The 26,880-nt window shown below is 44.6% G+C and carries 21 protein-coding genes; 4 read left to right on the plus strand and 17 right to left on the minus strand.

Annotated elements, in window-relative coordinates; translation table 11 throughout:
• Window positions 1-10: 10 nt before the first annotated feature.
• The gene (gene hflX, locus ACFBZI_RS00545; RefSeq protein ID WP_375714535.1) at window positions 11-1,372 is read left to right on the plus strand and encodes a ribosome rescue GTPase HflX; all 1,362 of its coding nucleotides are present in this window, start codon (window positions 11-13) and stop codon (window positions 1,370-1,372) included.
• A 115-nt stretch (window positions 1,373-1,487) separates the two neighbouring features.
• On the opposite strand, the gene htpX is transcribed toward hflX, so the two are convergent.
• The 4 genes from htpX to ACFBZI_RS00565 form a co-directional block, all read right to left on the minus strand.
• Window positions 1,488-2,393, minus strand: coding sequence for a protease HtpX (gene htpX / locus ACFBZI_RS00550; protein ID WP_375714536.1), 906 nt, complete (start codon window positions 2,391-2,393; stop codon window positions 1,488-1,490).
• A 315-nt stretch (window positions 2,394-2,708) separates the two neighbouring features.
• Window positions 2,709-3,650, minus strand: a complete 942-nt coding sequence (locus ACFBZI_RS00555) for a lytic transglycosylase domain-containing protein (RefSeq protein ID WP_375714537.1) — start codon at window positions 3,648-3,650, stop codon at window positions 2,709-2,711.
• A gap of 314 nt (window positions 3,651-3,964) precedes the next feature.
• Window positions 3,965-4,657: an LrgB family protein gene (locus tag ACFBZI_RS00560; RefSeq protein ID WP_375716272.1), complete on the minus strand. Its 693-nt coding sequence runs from the start codon at window positions 4,655-4,657 to the stop codon at window positions 3,965-3,967.
• Window positions 4,650-5,060, minus strand: a complete 411-nt coding sequence (locus tag ACFBZI_RS00565) for a CidA/LrgA family protein (RefSeq protein ID WP_375714538.1) — start codon at window positions 5,058-5,060, stop codon at window positions 4,650-4,652. Before ACFBZI_RS00565 ends, ACFBZI_RS00560 begins: the two co-directional genes overlap by 8 nt.
• A 625-nt stretch (window positions 5,061-5,685) precedes the next feature.
• Between ACFBZI_RS00565 and rpoD the strand changes: the two genes are divergently transcribed.
• Entirely contained in the window at window positions 5,686-7,566 is a 1,881-nt protein-coding gene (gene rpoD / locus ACFBZI_RS00570) for an RNA polymerase sigma factor RpoD (RefSeq protein ID WP_375714539.1), read from the plus strand.
• 126 nt (window positions 7,567-7,692) lie between these two features.
• On the plus strand, window positions 7,693-8,853 hold the full coding sequence (locus ACFBZI_RS00575) for an AAA family ATPase (RefSeq protein WP_375714540.1): 1,161 nt from the start codon (window positions 7,693-7,695) through the stop codon (window positions 8,851-8,853).
• A gap of 116 nt (window positions 8,854-8,969) precedes the next feature.
• On the opposite strand, the gene ACFBZI_RS00580 is transcribed toward ACFBZI_RS00575, so the two are convergent.
• From ACFBZI_RS00580 to ispF, 13 genes are all read right to left on the minus strand, one after another.
• Entirely contained in the window at window positions 8,970-11,249 is a 2,280-nt protein-coding gene (locus ACFBZI_RS00580; RefSeq protein ID WP_375714541.1) for a site-specific recombinase, read from the minus strand.
• Between the two features lie 317 nt (window positions 11,250-11,566).
• Complete coding sequence (locus ACFBZI_RS00585) at window positions 11,567-13,339, minus strand: acyl-CoA dehydrogenase C-terminal domain-containing protein (protein ID WP_375714542.1); 1,773 nt, start codon at window positions 13,337-13,339, stop codon at window positions 11,567-11,569.
• A gap of 204 nt (window positions 13,340-13,543) precedes the next feature.
• Entirely contained in the window at window positions 13,544-15,370 is a 1,827-nt protein-coding gene (locus ACFBZI_RS00590) for an acyl-CoA dehydrogenase C-terminal domain-containing protein (RefSeq protein WP_375714543.1), read from the minus strand.
• 277 nt (window positions 15,371-15,647) lie between these two features.
• Window positions 15,648-17,174, minus strand: a complete 1,527-nt coding sequence (gene scpC / locus ACFBZI_RS00595; protein ID WP_375714544.1) for a succinyl-CoA:acetate CoA-transferase ScpC — start codon at window positions 17,172-17,174, stop codon at window positions 15,648-15,650.
• Between the two features lie 124 nt (window positions 17,175-17,298).
• Complete coding sequence (locus tag ACFBZI_RS00600; protein WP_375716273.1) at window positions 17,299-17,841, minus strand: restriction endonuclease subunit S; 543 nt, start codon at window positions 17,839-17,841, stop codon at window positions 17,299-17,301.
• The gene (locus ACFBZI_RS00605) at window positions 17,795-18,916 is read right to left on the minus strand and encodes a restriction endonuclease subunit S (protein ID WP_375714545.1); all 1,122 of its coding nucleotides are present in this window, start codon (window positions 18,914-18,916) and stop codon (window positions 17,795-17,797) included. Before ACFBZI_RS00605 ends, ACFBZI_RS00600 begins: the two co-directional genes overlap by 47 nt.
• A complete protein-coding gene (locus ACFBZI_RS00610) occupies window positions 18,909-20,822 on the minus strand; it encodes an HsdM family class I SAM-dependent methyltransferase (RefSeq protein ID WP_375714546.1) in 1,914 nt (637 codons plus the stop codon). Before ACFBZI_RS00610 ends, ACFBZI_RS00605 begins: the two co-directional genes overlap by 8 nt.
• A gap of 120 nt (window positions 20,823-20,942) precedes the next feature.
• Window positions 20,943-22,038 (minus strand): peptide chain release factor 2 gene (prfB, locus tag ACFBZI_RS00615; RefSeq protein ID WP_375714547.1). Its coding sequence is split into 2 segments (ribosomal slippage): window positions 20,943-21,965 and window positions 21,967-22,038, totalling 1,095 coding nucleotides; the frame shifts between segments, so codons are not numbered across the junction.
• A gap of 173 nt (window positions 22,039-22,211) precedes the next feature.
• Window positions 22,212-22,886, minus strand: coding sequence for an HAD family hydrolase (locus ACFBZI_RS00620; RefSeq protein WP_375714548.1), 675 nt, complete (start codon window positions 22,884-22,886; stop codon window positions 22,212-22,214).
• Between the two features lie 98 nt (window positions 22,887-22,984).
• Entirely contained in the window at window positions 22,985-23,461 is a 477-nt protein-coding gene (locus tag ACFBZI_RS00625) for a hypothetical protein (RefSeq protein WP_375714549.1), read from the minus strand.
• 42 nt (window positions 23,462-23,503) lie between these two features.
• Window positions 23,504-23,764, minus strand: a complete 261-nt coding sequence (locus ACFBZI_RS00630) for an FAD assembly factor SdhE (protein ID WP_375714550.1) — start codon at window positions 23,762-23,764, stop codon at window positions 23,504-23,506.
• Between the two features lie 239 nt (window positions 23,765-24,003).
• Window positions 24,004-24,339, minus strand: a complete 336-nt coding sequence (gene grxD, locus ACFBZI_RS00635; RefSeq protein ID WP_375714551.1) for a Grx4 family monothiol glutaredoxin — start codon at window positions 24,337-24,339, stop codon at window positions 24,004-24,006.
• 234 nt (window positions 24,340-24,573) lie between these two features.
• Window positions 24,574-25,050, minus strand: a complete 477-nt coding sequence (ispF, locus tag ACFBZI_RS00640) for a 2-C-methyl-D-erythritol 2,4-cyclodiphosphate synthase (protein WP_375714552.1) — start codon at window positions 25,048-25,050, stop codon at window positions 24,574-24,576.
• Between the two features lie 213 nt (window positions 25,051-25,263).
• On the opposite strand from ispF, the gene mnmA reads away from it, so the two are divergent.
• Window positions 25,264-26,442, plus strand: a complete 1,179-nt coding sequence (mnmA, locus tag ACFBZI_RS00645) for a tRNA 2-thiouridine(34) synthase MnmA (protein WP_375714553.1) — start codon at window positions 25,264-25,266, stop codon at window positions 26,440-26,442.
• The last annotated feature ends 438 nt before the right edge of the window (window positions 26,443-26,880 follow it).

Below are 26,880 nucleotides of genomic sequence, written 5' to 3' on the forward strand. Positions count from 1 at the left end.
AGGAAAAATTTTGCAATATTTTGACAGACACGACGGCGGCGAAAATGCCATTTTGGTGCATTTGGACATTCATCAGATTACCGATCCTGACGATTTGGAAGAATTTCGCCTGCTGGTGCATTCGGCAGGTGCTAATGAGATTGAGATTATCACAGGCAGCCGAAATAAGCCGCACGCCAAATATTTTGTCGGTACAGGTAAAGCCGAAGAAATCGCCGATGCCGTTCGCCGTTTTCGTGATACGCACGCAGACAATCCAGACGATGTGATTGTGATTTTTAATCACACGCTCACACCCAGCCAAGAGCGAAATTTGGAAGCCTTATTAAAATGCCGTGTCCTTGACCGTACAGGGCTGATTTTGGATATTTTTGCCCAACGAGCACGCACTTATGAAGGCAAATTGCAAGTAGAATTGGCACAGCTAAACCATTTGGCAACTCGCTTGGTGCGTGGCTGGACGCATCTTGAGCGACAAAAAGGCGGTATCGGTCTGCGTGGCCCGGGTGAAACCCAGCTAGAAACCGACCGCCGTTTGTTGCAGATTCGTGTTACTCAGCTAAAAGCCAAACTTGACAAAGTCAAACAAACTCGAGCCCAAGGGCGTGCCAAACGCCAAAAGTCGGCTACACCCACCGTGTCGCTGGTCGGCTACACCAACGCTGGCAAATCCACCCTATTTAACCGTCTGGCAGACGATCACATCTACGCCGCTGATCAGTTGTTTGCCACCCTAGATCCGACATTACGCCGTGTCAAATGGGCAGGCGTGGGCAATGTGGTGCTGGCCGATACGGTCGGTTTTGTGCGTCATTTGCCGCATGAGCTGGTTGAAAGTTTTCATGCCACCTTAGAAGAGACGCTCGAAGCCGATTTGCTGCTGCATGTCATCGATGCTGCCAGCGAAGATATGCACGCCCAAATCGATGCGGTCAATGATGTACTTAGCCAAATCAAAGCCGATGCACCGATTTTATTGGTGTTTAATAAGATTGACAAAAGCGGTGAGCCGCCAAGCATTCATCATCAATCGCATGGTGTGCCGCATCGTGTCTATGTGTCCGCTCGTGATAATCTGGGCATGGACAAGCTGATGACCGCCGTCCAAGAGCTGCTGTCTGGGCATCTCAAATCCTACACGCTCACCCTACCATACCACGCTGGCGGACTACAAAATACCCTGCACGAGCTGGGCGTTATTGAGCAAAGCGACTTTGACGATCAAGGTCGGCAAGTGCTGCACATTCGCTTAGCACCTACCAAACTCATGCAGCTGCTTGGACAATACGCCCTAAATGCTGATGATGTCTTGCCTACCGATGAAGCGGTAAGTTTACGCCCTGTGCTTGAGCCGTTTGAAACCGTCAATTAAAACCGACTGGCAGGTTTGTTTTGGATAATTAAAACAACAACCAAGAGCAATGACACCGCCAAAAAACAGACCGCCAAACGACGGTCTGTTTTTGCTGGATAATCTGTCAATCAGATCAGCTTTGATATTTTTGTAATGCCGAAATGCGATCGTCCAAAGTTGGGTGCGAGCGGAACAAATTGGCAATGCTAAAGCCTTGAGATTGACCTGATGCGATGGCAAATGCTTTCATCGCTTCTGGCATCTGGCTGGGTGCAGCTTCAGCAGGACGCAAGGCGTTTAAGGCACTGATCATTTTCTCACGGCCAGCCAATTTTGCCCCCATCTCATCAGCACGATATTCACGCAGGCGTGAAAACCACATCACAATCGCCGACGCCAAAATGCCAAGCAAAATATCCATCACAATGCTGGTGATAAAATAAGCAATGCCGGGAGAGTCGCTTTCGTTTTTAAAAATCGCACGATCAACAAAATTACCGATGATGCGAGCAAAGAACATCACAAAGGCATTGACCACGCCTTGAATCAGTGCCAGCGTTACCATATCGCCATTAGCGACATGGCCAATCTCATGTGCCAGCACCGCTTCGACTTCATCAGGTGTCATGGTGTGAATTAGGCCAGTCGATACCGCCACCAATGCGTTGTTCTTATTCCAGCCAGTGGCAAAGGCGTTTGGCTCTGGACTGTCAAAAATCCCCACTTCTGGCATACCGATGCCGACCATCTTGGCTTGGCGAGCGACGGTATCTACCAGCCACTGCTCAGTGCCGTTACTTGGTGCAGCGATGACGATTGTGCCTGTGGATTTTTTGGCCAGCCATTTTGACAAAAACAGCGAAATCATCGAGCCAATCATACCGTACAGCAAGCACATCACCGCCAAACTGATGTAATTTAGTCCGCCAGCACTATGCACGCTACCAAGTCCAAATACGCTCGACAGCACACCAAACACGATACTAAAGACAATCAAAACGGCTAAGTTGGTTAATAAAAATAAGCCAATTCGCATCATCTGTGAAGTTTCCTTTTAAAATCAATCAAATTAAAAACAGCAAATCAAATCATAAGCAAATATTTGAACAAATGTTTAAATGCCAAATTCGTATAGATATTATAGGCACAAAATCAATAAATAAAAGGCAAAATCCCAATCATTTCAAGATTTTGCCCCATTTTATACAAAAAGCCAACAAGTTTTTGTGTTTAGGTAAGTTTTGGCAAATTATCACCATCAACCCACCAAAACTTACCCAAGCACGCATGGCGATTTGTTGGTTAAGTTATTTGAGTTGATTAAATTAACCAACCGTTTGTCTGTGATTTACAATCATTGATTATTTAAAAAATAAATCTGACTGGTCGCTTCACGCCCAATCACAGGATTGGCTGGCGTGGCTTGGTTAATCGGCTGTGCGTATGACTTGGTGCTGATGGTCGTACCGCCAGCTGGTGATTGCATTGCATCGTTCATCGCCAGCATGGTGCGGTTGGCATCATAGCCTTGATAAAGGGCAGCGTCCATACGATAAATGTTATTATAGCGGTCATTGACACGCTTGACATAGTTGCGTGTCTCACGAAATGGCGGAATGCCGCCGTGCTTGCGTACATTACCCGGCCCTGCGTTATAAGCAGCAATCACATAATCAGGATTGCTAAATTGTCGCTGCAAAAAGGCGATGTATTTGGTGCCGCCTTCGATATTTTGGGCAGGATCCCAAGCATTATACACGCCCATATCTCTGGCCGTACCGGGCATTAGCTGCATCAGCCCCATCGCACCGACTGGCGATCTGGCGTATGGGTTAAAGGTTGATTCGGTATGAATAATCGCCTTAATCAAGGCAGGATCGACGCCGTGGCGTGCCGCTGCTTCACGAATCAGATGGTCATAAGCACTGCGTTCTGAATAATCATTGGCGTAGCTGTTGGCCGTACTGCTCGTCAAAGTGGCTGAATAATTGGCAGTTGGCTGATTGGTGGTGTATAGGCGGACAACCTGCGGCTGACCACTGCTGATTTGGGTGAATTTTTGTGAGCCTGCGGTGTTGGTCTGCAGGCTGGTCAATAGCGTCTGCTCAGTAGCATTGTTGGCATTTGCCAAGGTGTAATTTGACGATACTGTCGTATTGGCAGATGCTTTTGGCTCGATATAAACCGTAACAGGCGTTGTGGGTGTCTGGGCAAATGCACCTGTGCTGACTGCACTGCCTACCATACCAAAAGCCGCCATCGAAAGGGCTTGTAACTGTGTTTTAAAACTTTTCATCTTGTCATAAGTTGTCAAAAATTTGCCGCATTATACCATAAAAATGATAAATAACACACCAAAGTGCCAATTGCTACAAATTGATACAGTTGAGAAACACCGTAACGCTGATGTTTTTGGCAATTCATCAAAAATTAACTGTCATCAGTGATTTTAATTGACAAGTTTTTATGATAAATCAGCCATGATTATCCGATTGCAAAATGACAAATTGGTAAATTCACCGCTTTATTATATTTACTTTGTATTAAATATTGCTAATAAATTTTATCATGAACTATTGACAGTTCGAACCACCCAAACCGCTCAAGCCATCAGGACAGCCACCACAAAACCGCCACAGGCAACCACATTGCCGTTACCAAGCCATTAATCGCCAAGCCAAACGCTGCATAACGCCCTGCCGTTGGGCTGATTGTCCATGCTTCGACCGTGCCGATGGCGTGTGCCACCAATCCCAATGCCAGACCCTGAGCCCTTTCGTCTTTGACACGGCGAAATAAAATGCGACACATGCCAGCACCCAAAATGCCTGACACGATGATGATAAGATTTGCCATCACCAGCGGTGCGTTGATGATTTGTGCCACAGACAGCCCCACAGGTGTGGTTACTGAACGAGTGGCAAACGCCAAAATCGTTTCCATATTCAAAGCAAACAGATAGCTTAGCGACATCGGCAACACCGCCCCAACGATACTTGCCAACAGCACAATGATGCCAAGTTTTTTGACAGGCAAACCCTTAAAATCCATACCCGCCAGCGGCACTGCCAACAGCACCGTACTGTATCCGAGCAGGCGGTCAAACACTGGCTTGGCGTGGGCATAATACACATGATAATCCAGCTGAATGATGAGCAATAAAATCAAAGTCAAAACAATCGCCACGATAATCATCGGTACGCCTTTGATGTACTTATTTAGGTATCTTAGGACATATTTTGCACCAATGTGTGCCACCAAAGTAACCACAAAGGCAATCGCTATGGTTGTGCCATCAAGCATCATCAGACTTCTCCTTATCCGTGCCTTGTAACCAAGCTGCTGACAATTTGGCAAATGCCCACAGCGGAACCAAAGTACTAATCACAATCACCGCCGACACTGGTAACAAATCCGCTCCCAGTCCAAACAGCAAAATCCCCGCCCCTGCCGACACTGGCAAAAAAGCAAATCCGCTATCCACAAGCAAAGTGCTTGCCGCTCCAGACAGCCACGCAGGCACGCCAACAGTCAGACGCACAGCAACCAGCACCACAAACAAACTCACCAAGCCGACAATGTTCGCCGCCGTTGGCATACCCAGCCAGCTGCACACCACCAACGCCAACTCACGAAAACCCACGACAATGGCGATGGTTGCCATCATTGCCAGCCAAAACCGCTTACTGTACCATGTGCGTTTCATCACATTCCCTTTTGTTTTAAACTTATTGAATTAATCTAAATCAATTTAAGCCCAACCACCCAATCCCAAACCCATCGACAAATCATTTGGGATACTTCAGATATTTTTGAGACGCTTAAGATGCCAGATACTCAAGACGCCCAAGATACTCATAATTTACATTGAACCACCTAGGCTTGGCAAGGTCAAGTGATTGACTGCTATGTTCACTATTTTTATCAATGATAATCGGCAAAATTTCACCTGCTTTTTATCTTTTGCCCTTTTAAACGCCACAACGCAGCCCCATTAATAATAAACAACCGCCGATGTTTGATTAAGCGATTGATTATCAAAGTATTTTCAAGGCATTTTTAAAGATTTTATCACACACTGGCGAAAATCTGCACCAAGCAGATGGGTAAATTGTATCAAATTATTGTATCAAATGATTAATTAATTTTAATAAAAATTGATAAAAACCTGACAAATGATTTGTCTAATCGTGCTGTCGGTTTATTTGACCATAAATTGATTGATAATTAAGCGTGATTTGCCCTGCCTGCAGCATTTGATTGGTTGAAAGATGGCACAAAAGCCAGTATAATGGAATGTTCACATTACGCCCACCAAGAGATAATTTTACATGAGCGAAAATAACCACTTGATTACCGAAGAGCATGATGAATCATCATCACAATTGGCCGCCTTGATTCGTCTGGGCAAGGAACAAGGTTATCTTACCTATGCTGAAGTAAACGATCAACTGCCTGAATCTGTCACCGAAAGCGATCAAATCGAAGACATTATCCAGATGCTGACCGATGTGGGCATTCAAGTGTTTGAAGTCGCCCCTGATGACGATGACATTCTTTTGGCAGACACTGGCAGTGATGACGATGTCGCTGCTGACGAAGCGGCGGCAGTGTTGGCATCGGTTGAGACTGAGCCGGGACGCACCACTGACCCTGTGCGTATGTATATGCGTGAGATGGGTACAGTAGATTTGCTGACTCGTGAAGGCGAAATCGGCATCGCCAAACGCATCGAAGAAGGCACTCGTGAAGTGCAGTACATCATGGCATATTGGCCGGGTACGGTAAAATTTGTCCTAGACGAATACCAGCAAGTGCTAAACGGCGAGAAAAAAATCTCAGACATCGTATCAGGCTTTTTGAGCAATGACGATGGCGAATTTGACCTGCTCGAAGAAACCGAGCTGAACCTAGAATCGCCAACAGTCGTTGATAACGATGATGAGCTGGACGACGACAGCGATGATGGCTCAATCGATGCCGACGCTGACGACTCAAGTCTAGATCCTGAAGAAGTGCGTGTGCGTTTTGAAGAAATGCAAAACTTATACGACAAATCACAAAAAGCACTGGAAAAACACGGTCGTGGCAGCGAGCAAGCCAAAGCCGCTTATGATGAGCTTGCCAATCATTTTATGCTGATTAAACTTAACAATCGCTTGTCCGATCAGGTGATGAATCTGATGCGTGAAGTTTATGAAGATGTGCGTGCCAACGAACGGCGTATTATGAAATTGGTCGTCCGCCGTGGTAAGATGCCGCTTGATGAGTTCAAAAAGACCTTCCCAAGTAACGAAACCAACATCGAATGGCTGATGCATCGCATCGAAGGCAAGCCAGCATTTGCCGAGACGCTTGCCAAGATTGAGCCAGAAGTGGTATCACTGCAACAAAAAATCCTAGCACACGAGCAAGCACTGCAAATTGATATCCGTGATATGAAAGCGGTCGCTCGCCAGATGGCCATCGGTGAAGCCAAAGCACGCCGTGCCAAAAAAGACATGGTCGAAGCCAACTTGCGTTTGGTGATTTCTATTGCCAAAAAATACACCAACCGTGGCTTGCAATTTCTTGACCTAATCCAAGAAGGCAACATTGGATTGATGAAAGCGGTGGATAAATTTGAATATCGCCGTGGTTATAAGTTCTCAACTTATGCCACTTGGTGGATTCGCCAAGCCATCACTCGCTCAATCGCCGACCAAGCTCGCACCATTCGTATCCCTGTGCATATGATTGAGACGATTAATAAAATTAACCGTGTCAGTCGCCAGCTACTCCAAGAAATGGGTCGTGAGCCAACGCCAGAAGAGTTGGGTGAACGCTTGGATATGGACGAAGCCAAAGTCCGCAAAGTGCTAAAAATCGCCAAAGAGCCGATTTCTATGGAAACGCCGATTGGTGATGATGAAGACAGCCACTTGGGTGATTTTATCGAAGATAACACCATCTCAAGTCCGATTGAGAATGCCACCGCCGAAGGCTTGCGTGAAGCGACTCGAGAAGTGCTGGACAATCTGACCGAGCGTGAAGCCAAAGTACTAAAAATGCGTTTTGGTATTGATATGCCAAGCGATCACACGCTTGAAGAAGTCGGCAAGCAGTTTGATGTGACTCGTGAACGCATTCGCCAAATTGAAGCTAAGGCACTGCGTAAACTACGCCACCCATCACGCTCTGAGCATTTGCGGTCATTCTTAGAAAACGACTGATACCACCCACTGCTCATAAGCCTGCCGATTGATGATTGGCAGGTTTATTTTTCCTATGATGTCAGTTTGGTTTTGGCTTTTTGATTTTTTGACTTTTTATAATGATAAAATTTTAAGGATATTTTTATGAGAATTTTACAATCCACCTATTATACCCCACGCCGTATCGTCAGCGAACGAGCGGTCAATGGCACTTATCAGCTGCAAGTGCAAAGCATTGATGAGCGTATCAATACCGAAAATCACCCTTTTGCCGAGCTGATTAACACCAGCATGGCAACGATAAATTTTCGTGGCGACGATGTGGTGATTAAAAAAGAATTTTTGAAGGATTTTGTGCAATGCACCGATTTTAGCACCGCCCACTACAATGGACAAACTGGCGTGTTTTATGCTGGGGAATTGTGCTATTTTCACCCTGAGTATGAATTTTTCTTGGTGCTGAACGAAGATTTGAGCAATGAATACGACAAAACGCTGATTGAATCGGGCTTTTTTGCGGTGTCGCTACTGGGCTATCATAACGGCAACTGGGGCAATCTGGAAAAAATCCGCCAATTTTATGAGCAATATTTGTCAAAATACATCTCACAAGACGCCAAAATCAGCCTGTTGCTCAAAGAAGGTCAGGATTTGATTTTTAAAACGCACACCATCAAGCCGTTGGCGTTGGATATTCACACCATGTATAATGATGATTTTGCCCCTGTGCATCGTAAAATCAAGCACGACCTAACGCACAACAACAAAGGCGTGGTGCTGCTACATGGCGTGGCTGGCTCTGGAAAAACCAACTATATCAAGTGGCTGACCGCTCAAATTCCTGATAAGAATTTCATTTTTGTACCAAATAATTTGATCGGTGCGTTGGCAGAACCACAATTTATGTCCATGCTGATTGATAATAAAAACTCAATTTTGGTATTAGAAGATTGCGAAAATTATATCGCCGAGCGTGTCGGTGGCGGTAACACTTCCGATGTGGTCTCAACCATCTTAAATATCGCCGATGGTATCTTGTCCGATGTGCTAGAATGCCAATTTATCTGCACTTTTAACGCCGATTTGATGGATATTGACCACGCCTTACTACGCCGTGGACGCTTGATTGCCGAGTATCAATTTGCCCCACTGACCGCCGAAAAAGCCAACCGCTACCTACAAAGCCAAGGCAAAACCATCACCGTTGATGTGCCAACAACTTTGGCTCAAATCACCAACATTGACGATGATGAATATAAAGTTGGACCCAAAAAAGGCGGTTTTGGTTTTTTGGCGACGCCTTAAATCGGTTTGATTTGGTTAAATTAATTTAATTATAAATTTATCAAATTTAATCAATTAACCCATGAATAAAAAAATCTCGCCAAACAAGCGAGATTTTTATTTTGCCAATTATTTAGCTATTTGGGCAGTTTGGGCGGATTGGCAGGCTTGGGCAAACCGATGCCGCCATCTTCATCATCTGACGCTTTATCGTCTTTTGCCATGCCATCAAGCGGTGCAGGATTGTTGGTAATTTCCACAATCTCTTGAATGGTTTTTGGTTCGTCTTTGGCTTTTCTGCCCAGACGGCGGACGATTGAATCAGAAAAAAAGCGAGTTTCTTTGGTTTCGCTGGTTTCTTCAAAAATCATCTCGCCCAGACTGTTAATTTTGGCGTATTTGACCGTCTGTTTGCGTGGCCAAAAAAAGTCCAAAGGCCGAGTAAAAAAGTGATTGGACACTAGCTCGTGCAAGCGTCGCCACTCCATAAATTTGACTTCTTTTGAGCGTAATGCCACCATCAACGCCAAAGAAAAGCTCACCAATAAGTTCACCAAGCCAATCAACAACACGCCTGCAAAAGACAGCACAATCACCTGCCAAGTCAAATGCTCAGGCGACAGATAGTACAGCCCATGCACAAAGTTCGCCGAAGCAAAGGCGATATGGCGAATGTCCAAGGGCAAACCCAGCATATAACCCACCGTCGCCGTGCTGCCCAAAAAGCAACCAAAGATAAAATTACCCATGATTGCCCCAAGGTTGGCTTCAATAAAACCGCTCATCTTATCCAGCCAATGCTTTGGCAGTATCGACACCAGCAGCCGATGTCTGCGGATACGCTCGCCGATTTTGTTATACGCTGCCAAATTGTCATAATAGCCAGCAATCAAACCTGAAAAGAACAAAAACACCCCAGCAATGGCAGCGTGCGGCAGTGCCAGCGAGCGAATCGGATCAAGGTCATGCAGCAAATGTGCCGCCTGCATACCGTCAATCATCGGCGTGCCACTCACCAAACCCCAAACATAAGCAATGAGCAACGCCACAGGCATGGCAACCGAAATATTGCCCATAATCGCAATAAACTGCGTGCGTAAAATATCCACAATCAGCTCTGCCAATTTGGTCAGTTGCTGGGTTTTTTTGCCAGAAGCGTCCGAGATGGTCGAAGCAATCGCCGCTGCGGTCATGGCAGGCTGCTTGGTGGCAACCGTACCGCCAGCGATGTGAATAAACACAAAGCCCAAACCATAAATCATGCTATTAACAAACGCTCGCCCCACAGGTGCCAGCACCAGATGATACGACAGCGTTTTTAGGGTTGCCATAAAGCCGATAAACAGACCACCAATGGCGGCTTTTTTGTACATTTGGCGGTAGCCATCTCTGTCAGTACTGATGTAATGCTCACCGACACGACCAGCGTTTTCGGTAACTTTACGAGACAGTAGCCGTGTGTTTGACTCAATCAATGAGCCAAAGCTATAACGAGTTTTGGCAGTTTTTACCACCGCCACGGTCAAATCCACCACCGCTTTATCACGGTTATTGTCGGTATCGCTCACCAGCGTAACCAAAGTTCGCATTCTTTGCAAACTCTGCTCAAGTCGTGCCAGCATATTGGTTAGGCGGATTGAGATGCCTGTTTTATAAACTCGTTTTCGAAGTGTATCAACAATATCTTCACACTGCTCAACCATCACCATCAGCGGTGCTGGGTCAATGTCATGCTCTGGCTTGACATCGGTCATCAAATCCAGCTCATGCACTTGGCGGTATTGATTGACAAATAAAATCGCTTCTTGGTTTTGGGCGACAAACGCCGCCGAATAATTGAGCAATTCTGGATAAAAATTCATCAATTCAGGGTGCAGGCCGATGCCACTGATGCGATATGACAAAATCACGATGGCATTTAGAATGTTATTTTTGGCCTGTGCCACCAAGCCCAAATCTTTCTCATCTGGGTGAATTAAAGCCACCAGCTCGTCCCAGCGATTTTCGCTGATGCTCGCCAACCAGCCAGAATCGCTGGATTTGTCAAACAAATCACTGACCAGCTCGACCACCGAATCTTCTTCGGGTAATAATGGCAAAAACCGATGGCTCACCAATCGTGAAACGCTGCTGGCAAAACTCTGATCCGATGCGATGCCTGTGTCTGTGTATAAGGTAATTTGACGATAATTATTAATTAATCTTAATATAAATGCCGACAAACCTGCACCATATTCAGGGTGATTTTGTAGCAGCTCAATGAGTTCATCAAATCTGGCATTCATCACTTCGCTGTCGCCATCAGGGACTCGCAGAGCATTAATCAGACGCTTGAGCGTCTCAGGCTCGGGCAGCTCTTGCAGCACCACAACCCGCTGCAATATCTGTTCAAGATCCACGGTATCAGCAACCAACACAGGCAAACTCCACAAAGATTTATTTGATAAATGGTCAAAATTTATAAAAAAATTAATGCTAATGTACCACACTTGGCGATAATTGCCAAATGACAGCGAGCAAATTTTGCTCAAAAATTGTATCAAAATCTTGTTGATTTTTAATAATTTTTAAATGTTTGATAATATTTAATAAGCAAAAATACAGACAAAAATGCAAGCAAAAACACAACAAAAACAAGGGCAAATTTCATCATCTGCCCTTGTTGATTTGTTGGCCAATTTGTTAAATGTGATATTGACTTTTTATAAAAATTGAGTTGTGCAAAGCATCAAATTTATGCAAAAAACTCAGCATCAAACGCCATGATGCTGCTTGAGCCTGCTTTTGCCATCTGTGCGTGTGCGTACAAGTCAGGCAAGCTGCGAGCCACGAAATACTCAGCAAGTTTACGGCGTGATTCGTAAAAATCGCCAGTTTTGCCATCGCAGGCTTTGACAATCAACAGATACATATAAGCATAGCACAAATAGCCGACAGCGTGCAGATAATCCACCGCACTGGCATTGATGGCGTTGGCATCGCTTTGGGCGGCGTCTTGCATCGCTGCCGTCAAATCAGCCACAGCGTCAGCAGCATCTAGTACTGCTGCCGTGATGGCATGATTTGGGGCTTGCTCGGCTGCTTGGCGGATTTCTTGCAAAAATGCCGTCATCGCCTTGCCACCATCTTTGATGACTTTGCGACCCAACAAATCCAGCGACTGAATGCCGTTTGTGCCTTCATAAATCTGCGAAATGCGAGTATCTCGCACGATTTGCTCCATGCCCCATTCGCTGATATAGCCATGACCGCCAAACACTTGCTGGCAATCAATCGCCGCATCAAAAGATTTGTCGGTTACAAAAGCCTTGGCAATCGGTGTCAATAATGCCACTTTGCCAGCAGCAGCAGCCTTGGCATCGGCATCGTCTGAGAATTTGGCAATGTCCAGATTTTGGGCGACATACATCGCAAAGGTGCGTGCTGCTACACTGTTCGCCTTGGCATTTAGTAGCATACGGCGGACATCGGCATGATGAATAATGCTGTCGGCAGGCTTGTCGGCATTGACCACGCCTGTATCAGCACGACCTTGCAGGCGATCGCAAGCGTAGCGTGTGGCGTTTTGGTATGCCAAGACGCTCGCCCCCAAGCCTTGCAGTCCCATGGTAACACGCTCATAATTCATCATCACAAACATCGCCGCAAGCCCTGCATTTTCTTGACCGACCAAATAACCAGTCGCCCCATCAAAATTCATTACGCAAGTGGCAGACGCCTTAATACCCATCTTATGCTCAATTGAGCCTGCCTGCACGCCATTACGCTCGCCCAGACTGCCATCAGCATTGACCAAGAATTTTGGTACGATAAACAGCGAAATACCCCGTGAGCCAGCAGGTGCGTTTGGCGTTTTGGCAAGCACCAGATGAATGATATTATCCGCCAAATCATGCTCGCCGCCAGTGATAAAAATCTTAGTGCCAGTGATGGCATAACTGCCGTCATCGTTTGGCACGGCACGAGTTTTGATAATACCCAAATCCGTCCCTGCATGTGGCTCAGTCAGGCACATCGTCCCTGCCCATTGCCCTTCGTACAGCTTTTGTAGGTATTGCTGTTTTTGCTCTTGACTTGCCACCGCCAACAGGCACAGGCTTGCTCCCACTGTCAAATTCGGATACAGAGCAAAAGATTGGTTGGTGGCAAATAGCATCTCTTCGGTCAGCATCGTTACCATTTTTGGCATGCCCTGCCCACCAAACTCAGGGTCGCCGCCCAGCCCAATCCAGCCAGCATCAGCATAAGCACGAAACGCTTCTTTAAAACCTGTCGGCGTCGCCACTTGACCATCGCCCAAGTACTTTGCCCCTTCTTGGTCGCCAGACTGGTTGAGCGGTAGTAGCACTTCGGTGGCAAATTTTGACATTTCTTCCAAAATCATGTCCACCGTGTCTTCGTCCACATGTGCCAACTTTTCGGTATTTGCCCAAAATTGCGGTGCATCAAACACTTCTTTTAGGGTAAAACGCATCTCGTCCAAAGGGGCTGTATATTGTAAAGTCATAAAATTTCCTTATTTTTGCATCAGGTTTGTCGGTTTGATGGTTTTTAAAAGTCATTTTATTGTTAAAATCTGCTTAAATAAAATCATATTTTAAATATATTTTAAATTAAAGCAGTTTTGTTAAATTCAATGGCGTTTTAAATCACTCACCAAACCGATTTTGTGGATAAATATGGATAAATCAGTTAAATCAATTTGAATTAATTAAAAAGCAAACTGCTCAATGTGCATCGCCATCAAGCTATCTTCGCCAGCATTAATGCGAGCAATATGCACAGCGTGGCGTGGCAGCAGCTTGGCAAAATAAAACTCGGCAGTCTTGACCTTGGCATCATAAAATCCATAATCGCCATGCACCGATTTATCACTGTCCAAATCTGCGTCCAGTGTCGCCAGTTTTTGCTTGGCAAGCACTGCCATGCGAGCCCACAGATACGCCAAAGTTACATAGCCGCTAAAGTGCAGATAATCCACCGCCGCCGCACCGATGGCTTCGGGGTTTTGGGTCGATTGCATGGCGATGCGTGCCGTCACATCTGACCATTGTTTGTTTAGCTTAATTAAAGGACGGACAAACGCCCCCACTTCGTCATTTTCGGCGTGTTCTTGGCAGAATTTATGGATAATTTTGGTAAAATTGGCAAGCATTTTGCCCTGTGAACCAAGCACCTTACGACCAAGCAAATCCAGCGACTGAATCTCTGTCGTGCCTTCGTATAGGCAGGCAATGCGAGTATCACGGACATTTTGTTCCATGCCCCATTCGCTGATATAGCCATGGCCGCCATAAACTTGCACGCCGTGGTTGGCCGCTTCGTAGCCTGTTTCGGTCAAAAACGCCTTGGCAATCGGTGTCAATAGCGACAGCATCTCATCGGCAAATTTGACTTCGGCTGGATTTTCACCTTTGGCAACCACATCGGCAAACTGCGACAGATAATAAACCAATGCTCTGCCACCTTCGGCAAATGCCTTTTGGGTCAAAAGCATATTTCGCACGGCAGGGTGATGAATGATGCTATCGGCGGCTTTGTTCGGTTCTTTAATGCCTGACAAAGCACGCATCGCCCCACGATCTTTGGCATAAGCCAGCGACCCCTGAAAGGCAAATTCAGACGCTGCCAGACCTTGAATTGCCGTGCCAATGCGTGCCACATTCATAAAGGTAAACATCGCATTTAGTCCACGATTTTTTGGGCCAATCAGATAGCCGGTCGCCCTATCAAAATTCATCACACAAGTGGCGGACGCCTTGATGCCCATTTTATGCTCAATCGAACCACACACCACACCATTACGCTCACCCACCGAGCCATCGGCATTGACCAAAAATTTTGGTACAATAAATAGCGAAATGCCTTTTGTACCAGCAGGAGCATCTGGTAAGCGAGCCAGCACGATATGAATGATGTTTTCGGTCAAATCATGCTCGCCTGCTGAGATAAAGATTTTTTGTCCAGTGATGGCATAGCTACCGTCATCGTTTGGCACGGCACGAGTTTTGATAATGCCCAAATCCGAACCTGCATGCGACTCGGTCAAGCACATCGTACCAGACCACACGCCTGTGTTGAGCTTTTCTAGATAAATCGCCTTTTGTTCGCCAGTGCCGTGATGCTCAATGGTGGCAATTGCCCCATGCGATAACCCCGGATACATGGCAAACGACCAGTTCGCCGTTCCCATCATTTCGCTCACCGCACTTGATAGCGAAGTTGGCAAGCCCATGCCGCCATATTCAGGCTCGGCGGTCAATGCCGAAAAGCCCAATTCACAATACTGCTCATAAGCCTGCTTAAAGCCTGTTGGTGTAAACACTTGTCCGTTATCAAAGCGGCAGCCTTCGATATCGCCTGTGCGGTTTAGCGGTGAGATGACCGTCTGAGCAAAGTCGGCAGCCGCTTCCAAATAGCTATTGATGGTCTCGGTATCCAAGTCGCCATAGCTTGGCAAATTTTGATAATGTGCTTGGCTGTCTAATAGCTCATGCATAACAAAGCGAATGTCACGAAGTGGTGCGGTGTATTGCATATTTATTCCTTATAAATCAATCAAAATCTACAAATATATACCAATCTTGTGCTAATAAAATAGCCAATCACACCACCAAATGCAAGCACAGCCAGCTGACTGATGGGTCATAAACCCAGCTTGCAAAAGCCCATAGCGATTTGACTGGCGATGATGGATTTAGATTTATCAATTGATTGACCGCTCACAAATCATCAATTAAAAAAAACCGCCCAAAAATTTGGACGGCTTTTGTGCTGGGTATCAAATGGTTTGATTATCCAATGATTCAATCGGATTATTTGATACGCATATCACCAGTTTCAACAAAACGCTGATGCCATGATAGTGCTTCTAGCAACAGGTGTGGCGTGTGTACGCCGCCTGCAGCACGGCTGGCAACTTCTGCACGATCATAATAATCACGCAGCATATCACGATAATCAGGGTGTGAGCAGTTATCAATAATCAGTTTGGCACGCTGGCGTGGAGATTTGCCACGCAGATCCGCCATGCCCTGCTCAGTAACGATAAACATCACATCATGTTCGGTGTGGTCGTGATGGCTGACCATCGGCACGATGGCAGAGATTGCACCGCCTTTGGCAGTCGATGGGCTGACATAGAATGAGAAAAAGCCATTACGAGTAAAGTCGCCAGAACCGCCGATGCCGTTCATCATGCGAGTACCCATCACATGCGTTGAGTTTACATTGCCATAGATATCCGCTTCGATCATCGAGTTCATGCCGATGACACCTAGGCGGCGGATAACTTCTGGGTTATTGCTGATTTCCATTGGGCGTAGGATAATTTTGTCCTTTAAGAACTCAATGTTTTCGTTAAAGCGAGCCAAAGCGTCTGGGCTAAATGACAAGGCGGTGGCTGATGCGGTTTTCATCTTTTTGGCAAGAATCAAATCAAGCATACCATCTTGTAGTACTTCGGTATAGCCTTCTAGGTCGTCAAATGGCGCATCAAGCAATCCTGCCATCACCGCATTGGCGACATTGCCCACACCTGATTGTAGTGGCAATAGGCTCTTTGGTAGGTGGCCTGCTTTGACTTCGTGATCAAGAAAATCAATCACTTGAGCAGCGATACGCTTAGACACATCGTCAGGCTCAGCAAACTTAGAGTTGCGGTCGCCAGCGTTAGTCAGTACGATGGCGATGATTTTATCAGCATCACATTCTAGTGCTGGCACACCGATACGGTCAAACGATCCGATAATCGGAATTGGCTTACGGTGTGGTGGCAGACCCACTTCGGCATAGACATCATGCATGCCTTCTAGGCCGGGGCTTAGTGCTTCATTAATCTCAATGATGACTTTTTTGGCGTTTTTGACCGCTTCAACGCCGTGGCCGATACCCATGGCAAAGATAATTTTACCATCTTCGGTGATGCCAGCAGCTTCGATGATGGCGATATCAAACTCACCATAAAAGCCTTGACGCATCTGCTGCTCAACATGCGATAGGTGCATGTCTTGGTAGGCGATATTACCAGCGTTAATGCCGTTACGCAGCGTTGGGTCAGATTGGAAAGGTGAACGGAAATGCAATGCATTGGCTTCAGCCAGCACACCATCACACTCTGGGGCGGTCGATGCACCTGTTACCATGCCGATGCTGAATTTTTCGCCTTGGGCGTGTAAGGCTTTGGCTTTATTGGCGATGGCGGTTGGTAGGGCTTTTGGGTAGCCTGCACCAGTAAAGCCGGTGATCGCTAGGTTCATGCCATTTTTGACAAACTCGGCTGCTTGCTCGGCACTCATGACTTTGTCACGCAGACCTGCGTGGCGGATACGCTCAATAGACATACTGTCTCCTTATAAATATATACCGTTTGTTAGCTAATGCTCTTGGGATTTTAGCATTATATACAAATAAAATAAATAGCCAAAGCAAATATTTGTGGGGATTTTTAAACCTTATTAAGTATTATCAACGACATCGTTGTTGGTAATAACAAGTTAATGCAATCATTTTTTTCAATTCAATCTGACGCATAAAGGCTTCAATGCTGTCCCAATCGGGCTGGTTGTCGGCATTAACAGGTAACAGGATTTTTTGTTTTTTCAAACGTTCAGTCCCCATTTTATAGCCATAACCATATTTAATCCGTTGCTTTTCAATACACATAGTAATAAATAAAGACGTGTATTTATTTAAATACTTAGGTCTCAGCTTACGAGTATCATTGCCAAATAAAGCCTTATAAGGGTGATAAAATGCATATCCTACCGAACCATTTCGGTTCACGGAAATACAATCTTTTTCTAAAGTTGAATTTTGGTTGGAAACAAAATAACCAATGCCATTATTATTTGCCGTCGCCGTGATATATGGCGTATTTCCAGATATACGCTCACGTTCATAAATATCCTGCCCTGAAATAATCTCGCAAATATCCTGTATCGCAAAGGCGATCCAACGTTGTTCAAATGGTCTCCAAGGATCTACCCCCCCCCCGCAAGTTATTGTTATTTAAGGATTTTTCATAATAACTTAATACCGTGGCGATTTTATCCTGCTCGATCTTTTTGATAAACTCTTCCATAAACTGCCAATCGGGCAAGCCATCGGAATTAATGGGAAGTAGGATTTTTTCACGTTGAATGCGTTTGTCGTTAATCTCACGATTAAATGAATACTTCTCTTCCAGTCTTTTAATTATGCCCGATAAAAATAAATACACATATTTATTCGGTTGTTCCAACATTAATGCGGTAACGTGATCGCTGGCGACAAAGCGGTAATGATGAAAGAACGTTGAACCCACGCTACCGCTGTTTGCCAAGGTTAAACCGTTTTCAAAGGTGCGAACGCCCTTTGAATTACCAATAAAATTATCTACGCCATTATTAGCCGCGGTAGATGAAATATAAGGTGTTTGTCCGTCTTGTTGATTGCTTTTGGTTAGGCGTTTTCCACGTTGAACTTCAACAAAGATCTCGGAAAAAGCAAATTCCCGCCACCACGTATTTTTTAGGCTGCCTGTGGAAATCATCAATTCTACGGCTTTATCGGCATAATACGCTTTTAATTCGGCAATCTGTTTTTGTTCTTTTTGCTTGATAAAATCTTCCATAAACTGCCAATCGGGTAAGCCGTCTGAATTGACTGGTAGCATTATTCTTGTACGATTTAATCTACCCAATGTTGCTCCTGTGCTACCCCAAGAAAATTTTTTCATTTGAATTTTCAAGAGTGGGATAATAAACATAGCAATCCAATGATTTAAATTATCATTGCTTAAGACCTGAATATTCTGCCCAGTCCAAAAACTGTTTTTTTGATAAAAAACGGTTTGCGTATCTAAACCGATGGTGATCACATTTCCTTCATCTTTTTTGTATTTAGGCATTTGTTCATCGGGTACAAATAGATTAATGCCATTATCTATATCACTGCGAGTTACATAAGGTGTTTTTCCATTTTCATCTGTATTCAGTTTATTTTTATCAATGCCACTTTTAGTTGCCCGAATACTAAAAATACCTCCCGTCCCACCAATAAAGAAACTAAGCCACTCCTTATCCGTTAATTTCAACTCATTCATTATCGCTCTCCAATCCAAATAAATACCCCCTGCCGTGGGTAATCATATTGACTTCAAAGGTCAGATAATCAGCGATGACTTTTTCAAAATCCGCTTCGCTTGGGATTTCATCGTTAAAGTAATAAAAAGAATGCAACCATTCGTCTTCGGCTTCTATGGTGGTTTCGACGCAGAATTTGCTTTCTGCTTGAATGCGTCCGAACCAAACATCTAGCAGGTGTTGTTTTTTGTCTTTGGCACTGACGGTTTCAACCAAACCGATATGTTTTTGCACTTCAAAGCCGTCATTTTCAAAGTTGATAAATTTGACGAGCTTATCTTTATCGTGGGGAATGCCTGTTGAAAATACGGCAATACAAGGGTTGGTGCCTACGCCGTAGAAGGTGTTTTTGTTCAGCGTAATCACCCCTTCAAGGGTATGTTTTTTCAAGATATTTTCTTTAATCGCCTGCTCTTCTTTGGTTTTGCCCGTCATAGACGATTGCGGCACAATCACAATGGCTTTGCCGTCTGAAGTCAGCGAGTCCAGCAGATGTTCGGTAAAGGAAATTTCGTATAAATTTGGGTTTGCCTTTGAACCTTGCGAATAAGGCGGGTTCATCATACCGATGTTGCACCCTTTAAGCTGTAATTGTGCGGGATTTTGTTTGAGAAAATCTTCTTGCTCTAAGTTGCTTTTGCCGTCGCCACGCAAAATCATATTTGTTGTGGCGATGGTAAACATATAGGGCTGTAACTCTACGCCATGCAGTTGGTTTTTACGGATATTGCGTTTTTCGCTGTCTTTATCGGTTTTTTGCAACATATGGTGCATAGCGGCAATCAGAAAACCAGCCGTGCCGCAACAAGGGTCAAAGACTGAATCGGTCGGTTTGAGATCAATCAGTTCACAAAACAGTTCAACGATATGGCGTGGAGTAAGCACAATGCCTAAGGTTTGCCCGTCGCCCCCTGAATAAGACATAAATTCGCCGTAAAAACGCCCCAAATAATCTTCGGCGGAATGGATGTATTTGATGTTTTTATAAATATGATCGTAGATAAATTGGGTGTAATGTTTGAGCGGGGTTTTACCCAAGGTTGCGTTAATTTCGTTGATGGCTTTGGTATCACGAATCACTAAAAACTGACTGAGCAATTTATCTTTTTTTACTTGTGGTTTAACTTGGGCCCGATCTAAATTTGCCTGTATGGCTTCGTAGATTTTCTGCCCGTCGGTTTTAATATCGTCGCCGTTTAAATTGCCAATATCAAAGTTTTTATGCTCTATTTCACGCAACGCAAGCAAAATGCCTGACACAATCAGAGGTTTATCTTTGTCTTGAATGCTACCGTAGTTGCGTAAATCTTCGTGTAATTCTTTGGCATCTTTTAGAATTTCAGCCGTGGTTTTTTCTTCATCGGTTTGTTCTTTTAAGATATTTTTGGTGTAATACTCACCGATATTCTTTTGATTAAATAAGGTAAAGGTTTCAACGTCTTCCAGCTCTTTATATTCGCCACGTTCATTAATAAAGAGCGGTGAAATTTTGTGGCGTTTTTCATTGCCAGATACGCCGATAGCGATAATTTTTTTGTAGCTTGTGTTTTTCGCTAAATGAATACCGTAATGCAACGCACCATTGACGGCAAAATCTTTTAAACTCGCCGTAGTTTGACAAATTAAGTTATTCGTATCCCGTTTGATATGATCGGCAACATCGGCTTTATCTTCAATCACAATCACAAAATCTTTCACAATACCGCAAAATTCAGGATAACCCGCTTTGCCTGTTTGGGCTTTGGATGCGGTTTTCAACGCCTTATCCAGCTCGCTAATATCGCTGCCCTGTGGGCATAAATCCAATTCTGCTTCTTTCAGTAGCTCGTAAACCCAAAGGTCGGTTTTAATTTCTTTTTTTGCCATATTGAAAACCAATAGTCATATTTTAATTGCAAAAACACCGCCATGGTTGGCGATGTTTTGATGGCTAAAACGGACGATTATTTGGCAAATTTGCCCAGTTATCGCTCAATGATTAGCCAGTTATAACCCAGCCTTAAGGCTTGCCACGATAAATCTGTCCAAATCACCGTCCAGTACCGCTCCAGTGTTTGAGTTCTCAACCCCTGTGCGTAAGTCCTTGATGCGTGAGTCGTCCAGCACATAAGAGCGAATTTGACTGCCCCAGCCGATGTCGGACTTGCTGTCTTCGAGTGCTTGTTGTTTTTCCATGCGTTTTTGCATTTCTAGCTCGTACAGCTTGGCACGCAGCATTTTCATGGCGGTGTCTTTGTTGGCGTGCTGGCTACGCTCATTTTGGCACGCCACGACCACGCCAGTTGGCTGGTGCGTAATACGCACGGCAGAGTCGGTGGTATTGACATGCTGACCGCCTGCACCGCTTGAGCGATAGGTATCAATGCGTAAATCGGCAGGATTGATGTCAATCTCAACATTGTCGTCAATCTCAGGCGAGACAAACACCGCCGCAAATGAAGTATGGCGGCCGTTATTGCTGTCAAATGGTGATTTGCGAACCAAGCGATGCACGCCAATCTCCGTGCGTAGCCAACCAAAGGCATAATCGCCCTTCACTGCAATGGTGGCAGACTTGATGCCAGCCACGCCGCCTTCGGACACTTCCATTACTTCCGCCTTAAAGCCGTGGCTTTCGCACCAACGCAGATACATTCGCAGTAGCATCTGCGACCAGTCTTGGGCTTCGGTGCCGCCTGAGCCTGCTTGGATATCCAAATAGCAGTTATTGGCATCCATCTCACCGCTGAACATTCGCTTAAATTCCAAATCAGCAACCTTATCAGCAGCGGCGTCCAACTCGGCTTGCACATCGGCCAGTAGGCTTTCGTCATCGGCTTCGACCGCCAGCTCCAGCATCGCTATCGCATCTTCTAAGCTGGCGTCCAGCCCTTCGATGACGCCGATGATGCCGTCCAGTACGGATTTTTCTTTGCTGATTCTGGTGGCTTCGTCAGGGTTATTCCAAATTTCTGGATTTTCAAGCTCTAGATTAACTTCTTCTAGACGCTCTTTTTTGGTCTCAAAGTCAAAGATACCCCCGAAGTTCTTGGCCACGGCTGGCTAAGTCTTTGATTTGTTCTTGATATTGTGCAATTTCCATAACGATTCCAACTTACATTTAAAAACAGAATAAAAATAAAAACAATCGGCAAATTATAGCAAATTTATCATCAACTTGCCATTGGTTGCATTTTACTATCAATTGCTTTTTGCCATCAATTCAATTTAGATTAATGATGCCAATTGTGCCACTGACACCACTTATACCACCGATTACATTGACCAATCACGCACCTGCCAGCCTTGAGTTTTGGCGTGTGCCAATAAAATCGCATCTGGCGTGATGCACACCGCTTCATCGGCATAGCTTAAGAGCGGAATATCGTTTTTTGAGTCCGAATAAGCGATGAGCTTGTCAAAATGTATGCCTTTTTGTTGATAGGATTTGATGAGATTTTCTAAATGATAAATCTTGCCATCTTTGAAATTTGGGCGATCTGCCACCTTGCCTGTGTAGGCGTTATCCACCACCTGTAAGCGAGTTGCCAAAGTATGCTCACCGTCCACGCCAAATAATTCCGCAATCGGTACAACCACAAAGTCATTAGTCGCACTAATCACCACCACCGTATCACCTTGCTCTTTGTGGTGTTGGATTTGTTCCATCGCCTTGGGTCGCATATTTGGTCGTATCCAAGTATTTAGATATTCTTCACGATAAGCCAGCAAATCCACCATCGTTTGTGTCTTTAAAAATGCCGCCACAAACTCATTATATTCCACCGCATCGAGCGTGCCTGCAATATAATCTTGATAAAATTTATCATTGGCATCGGCATAAATTTTGGCATCGACCAGTCCTTTATTGACGATAAATTGCCCCCAGCTATGATCGCTATCGACATTAAGCATGGTCATATCTAGGTCAAATAAAGCTAAATTTGGCATGATGTTCTCTTTTGTGCTGTTTGGTTGTTTGTCAGTTTTAATAAACTTTAATAAACTGTTGATATTTGGCTTGGGTAGTATTTATGGCATTTGTGGCATTACTTGCCGTATAATTTTGCCAATGCCAACAGCTGACTTCGTTCGCTTGGCGTGAGCTGATCACCAAAAATCATCAGTGTTTTTGGTGATTTTTTGGGCAAAATCACAAAAAACTGCAGAATAACCGCCTGCGTGATGCCCAAATTCACCGCCGTGATTTTTTGTAGATAGGCTTGATAAACGATGGCTCTTGGTGGCTTTGGTGCGTGGCGTGTCGATGCCGTGCCTGCCAAGAGCCAGACGCCATCAATCTGGCGTGTGCTGAATTTTTGGATATCATTGGCTCGCCCAGTTTGATAATAATGACTAATAAAAATGGTTATTAATAATAAAATCAGCCACTGCCACCACGACAAATCCGCCGCCAAGCAAAGCAGCCACACCAGTGCAATCACGCCCCACCACAGCCACACGCCTGCTTTTGTTGGGCGAAGTGTGATGTCTATGGTTAGGGCATTTTTGGGATTTGATAGCATTCAGATTGTCAATTTATCCACTAATTTAATCAGTCTGTATGGTTATTCGGCATGACGCAATTGTTTCATTTTGGCAATCAACGCCGTCACGCTTGGCTCATCAGGCGTGTCTTGCCCCATAAAAAACAACAGCAAATCTGGATCTTCATATTTTAGCATATCTTCAAAAGCCTGCTGCTCATCGCTACTGGCTGACAAATAATGCGTCTTGACATAAGGATCGATATAAAAATCCAATTCCTTTAGGCCACGGCGTGCTTGATAAATAATGCGTCGCTGTGCGTCGGTCGGCTCGATACTCATAATTTTTCCTTGGTGATAAAATTACAAACTGCGAAATTGCAAAGCTAAAAAAAACTATAAAACTGCGAAATTTTTACCCAATATCAATACCAATATTAATATCAGTAACATTGGCAAAATCTGGCAAACCATGCAAAAAGCATGAATGCTTAAACATTAATACTAGGCATTATCTCACGATTGGGCGATGAATGACAATAAAAAAACGGCCACAATGACCGTTTTTGTGTATCCAAAACTTAGGCTAGTGGGCTATGCTCTTCAATCAAAGGCTTAAGCTCGCCTGCTTGATACATTTGTAGGATAATGTCGCTACCACCGATCAGCTCGCCATTTACCCAAAGTTGTGGGAAGGTTGGCCAGTTGGCAATCAGTGGCAAGGTGCTGCGAATTTCTGGATTTTCCAAGATATTCACAAACGCAAATGGGCGGCCGATTTGGGTCAGCACTTCCACCGCACGCGCCGAAAAGCCGCATTGTGGGAATTGTGGTGTGCCTTTCATATACAGCAGCACAGCATGGTCTTTGATTTGATTTTCGATCAAAGTTTTGATTTCTGGATTGATGTCGGTCATAATGTTCTCCATTTGGGAATTTTTGGTTATTATGGGGCTAAATGGCGATTTTTACAAGGCTTTTTGTGTAAAACTCATCATTTATCAGCACGGTTAAAATCGATTGTGTTAATTCAAACGCTTGCTAAAACGCTCGGCATTTGCCCCATTTTATCAAAAATCGCCATACCGTCCGATACCACAAAAGTGGTAAAATCTAAAGTAAAAATATGATTTAAAAGTATGATTTAAAAATTACTTTTTAAAAAGCAAAACCACCGCACTTGCCCAAATGCCTTCGCCACGCCCTATCCAGCCCATTTTTTCGTTGGTGGTTGCCTTGATACTCACGCAGTCCACACCCACGCCCAGCACGCCTGCGATGGTTTCACGCATGGCGGCATTGTGCGGAGCGATTTTTGGACGCTCACAAATCACCGTGATGTCAGCATTGCCAAGCGTGTAGCCGTGCATTTGCACCAAATCATACACATGTTTTAGTAGCACCCTGCTGTCCGCTCCCTTAAAAGCAGGGTCAGTATCAGGAAAATGCTGCCCAATATCACCCAAAGCCAACGCCCCCAAAAGTGCGTCCGCCAAAGCGTGCAAAATCACATCGCCGTCCGAATGTGCCTTGATGCCGTGCGTGTGGGGAATTTTTACACCACCAAGCGTTACAAAATCACCTTCACAAAACGCATGAACATCTAAGCCTTGACCGATTTTTAGCATAAAATCCCCCAAAATTGCAAATGCCTTGAAATTTTGCGATTATAACACAAAATATTGCTACAAATGCTATAATGCCCTAACAAAGCCAAATTGATGCATTGATGCCCCAACTTGCTGACAGATTTAATATGTGCTTTGATATTTGTTTGATGATTGGCAAATATCGCAGCGGTTTGGCAAATCAATTTACCCAATTAATATTAAGATAACATTATGAATGCTTTTAAATTATCCGATGTCGCCCCCAGTCTAAACAAAGACCCAAAAGACATCAAAGTCATTGTCGGTATGTCTGGCGGTGTGGACAGCTCTGTTGCTGCGGTTTTGCTTAAGCAAGCTGGCTTTTGTGTCGAAGGCCTATTTATGAAAAACTGGGAAGAAGATGACGGCACCGAATACTGCACCGCCATGACCGATTTGGCCGATGCTCAAGCGGTGGCGGATAAAATCGGCATACCGCTACACACCGCCAATTTTTCGATGGAATATTGGGACAGGGTGTTTGAGCATTTTTTGGCAGAATATGGGGCAGGACGCACGCCAAATCCTGATATTTTGTGCAATAAAGAAGTGAAATTTAAGGCATTTTTGGATTATGCGATGACTTTGGGAGCGGATTTTATCGCCACAGGCCACTATGCTCGCCGCAGCCATGCCAAAGATGGCATCGCCCAGCTGTTGCGTGGTCTTGATAATAATAAAGATCAAAGTTACTTTTTGCACGCTGTGGCTGGCGATAAGATTGCCAAAACGCTATTTCCTGTGGGTGAACTTGAAAAACCTGCCGTGCGAGCCATTGCTGAGCAATACGAACTTGCCACCGCCAAGAAAAAAGACTCGACAGGCATTTGCTTTATCGGTGAGCGTAAATTTAAGGATTTTTTGCAAACTTATCTGCCTGCCAAAAAAGGTGAGATTTTTACCGATGACGGTATCAAAATTGGCACGCATGATGGCTTGATGTATTATACCATCGGTCAGCGTGGTGGCATCGGCATTGGCGGCGTCTCTGGCCGTCCAGAAGAGCCATGGTTTGTGCTGCACAAGGATCTGGACAATAACCGCCTAATTGTCGGACAGGGTCATGACCACCCTTGGCTGCAAAGCACCGAACTTGTCGCCTATAAGCTGGACTGGGTCGGTGGCGAGCCATCTGAGATTCGCCAAAATGGGCTGCGATGCACCGCCAAAACTCGCTACCGCCAACCTGACCAAACTTGCACGGTGTTTGCTTGCGATGATGGGCGAGTTAAAGTGGTCTTTGATGAGCCGCAGCGTGCCGTTACCGCAGGTCAATCGTGCGTGTTTTATGTCGGTGAAATCTGCCTTGGTGGGGGCGTGATTGAGCATATGAACGCCGATTTGAACGCTCCCATTCCCCAATATAAGTAAATCATTTATTGATAAAAATTAATAAAAATTCATAAATCTGCCAAACCGCCCATGATTGATGATAGGATTGGGCGGTTTTTTTTGATGATTATTGGTAATTATCGATACTCATTAATGATTATCGGTAAAATATTTGTGATATTTTAAATCATGGCTTAAATTTTATTCAGTGGTATTTATCATAAAAGCCACTATTAATAAAATCAATAAAACAATCTTAAAATAAAATTAAAATCTATCAAAAACCAATCCAAAACAACTAAGAAACAACTCAAAAATAAAACACCAAAGCCAAACCAATTGGGCAAAAATTTAAAAATTGATAGGTTTAAAAAAAAATTCAAATTTGCTATACTTAACTGCTCATTAATCGTTATTTTTCATTCGTGGTTTAAATTCATGGTTTGCCCATCGTTTAACCCATATTTTAGGAAATCT

The sequence above is a fragment of the Moraxella marmotae genome (assembly GCF_042219885.1).
Lineage (GTDB): Bacteria > Pseudomonadota > Gammaproteobacteria > Pseudomonadales > Moraxellaceae > Moraxella > Moraxella marmotae.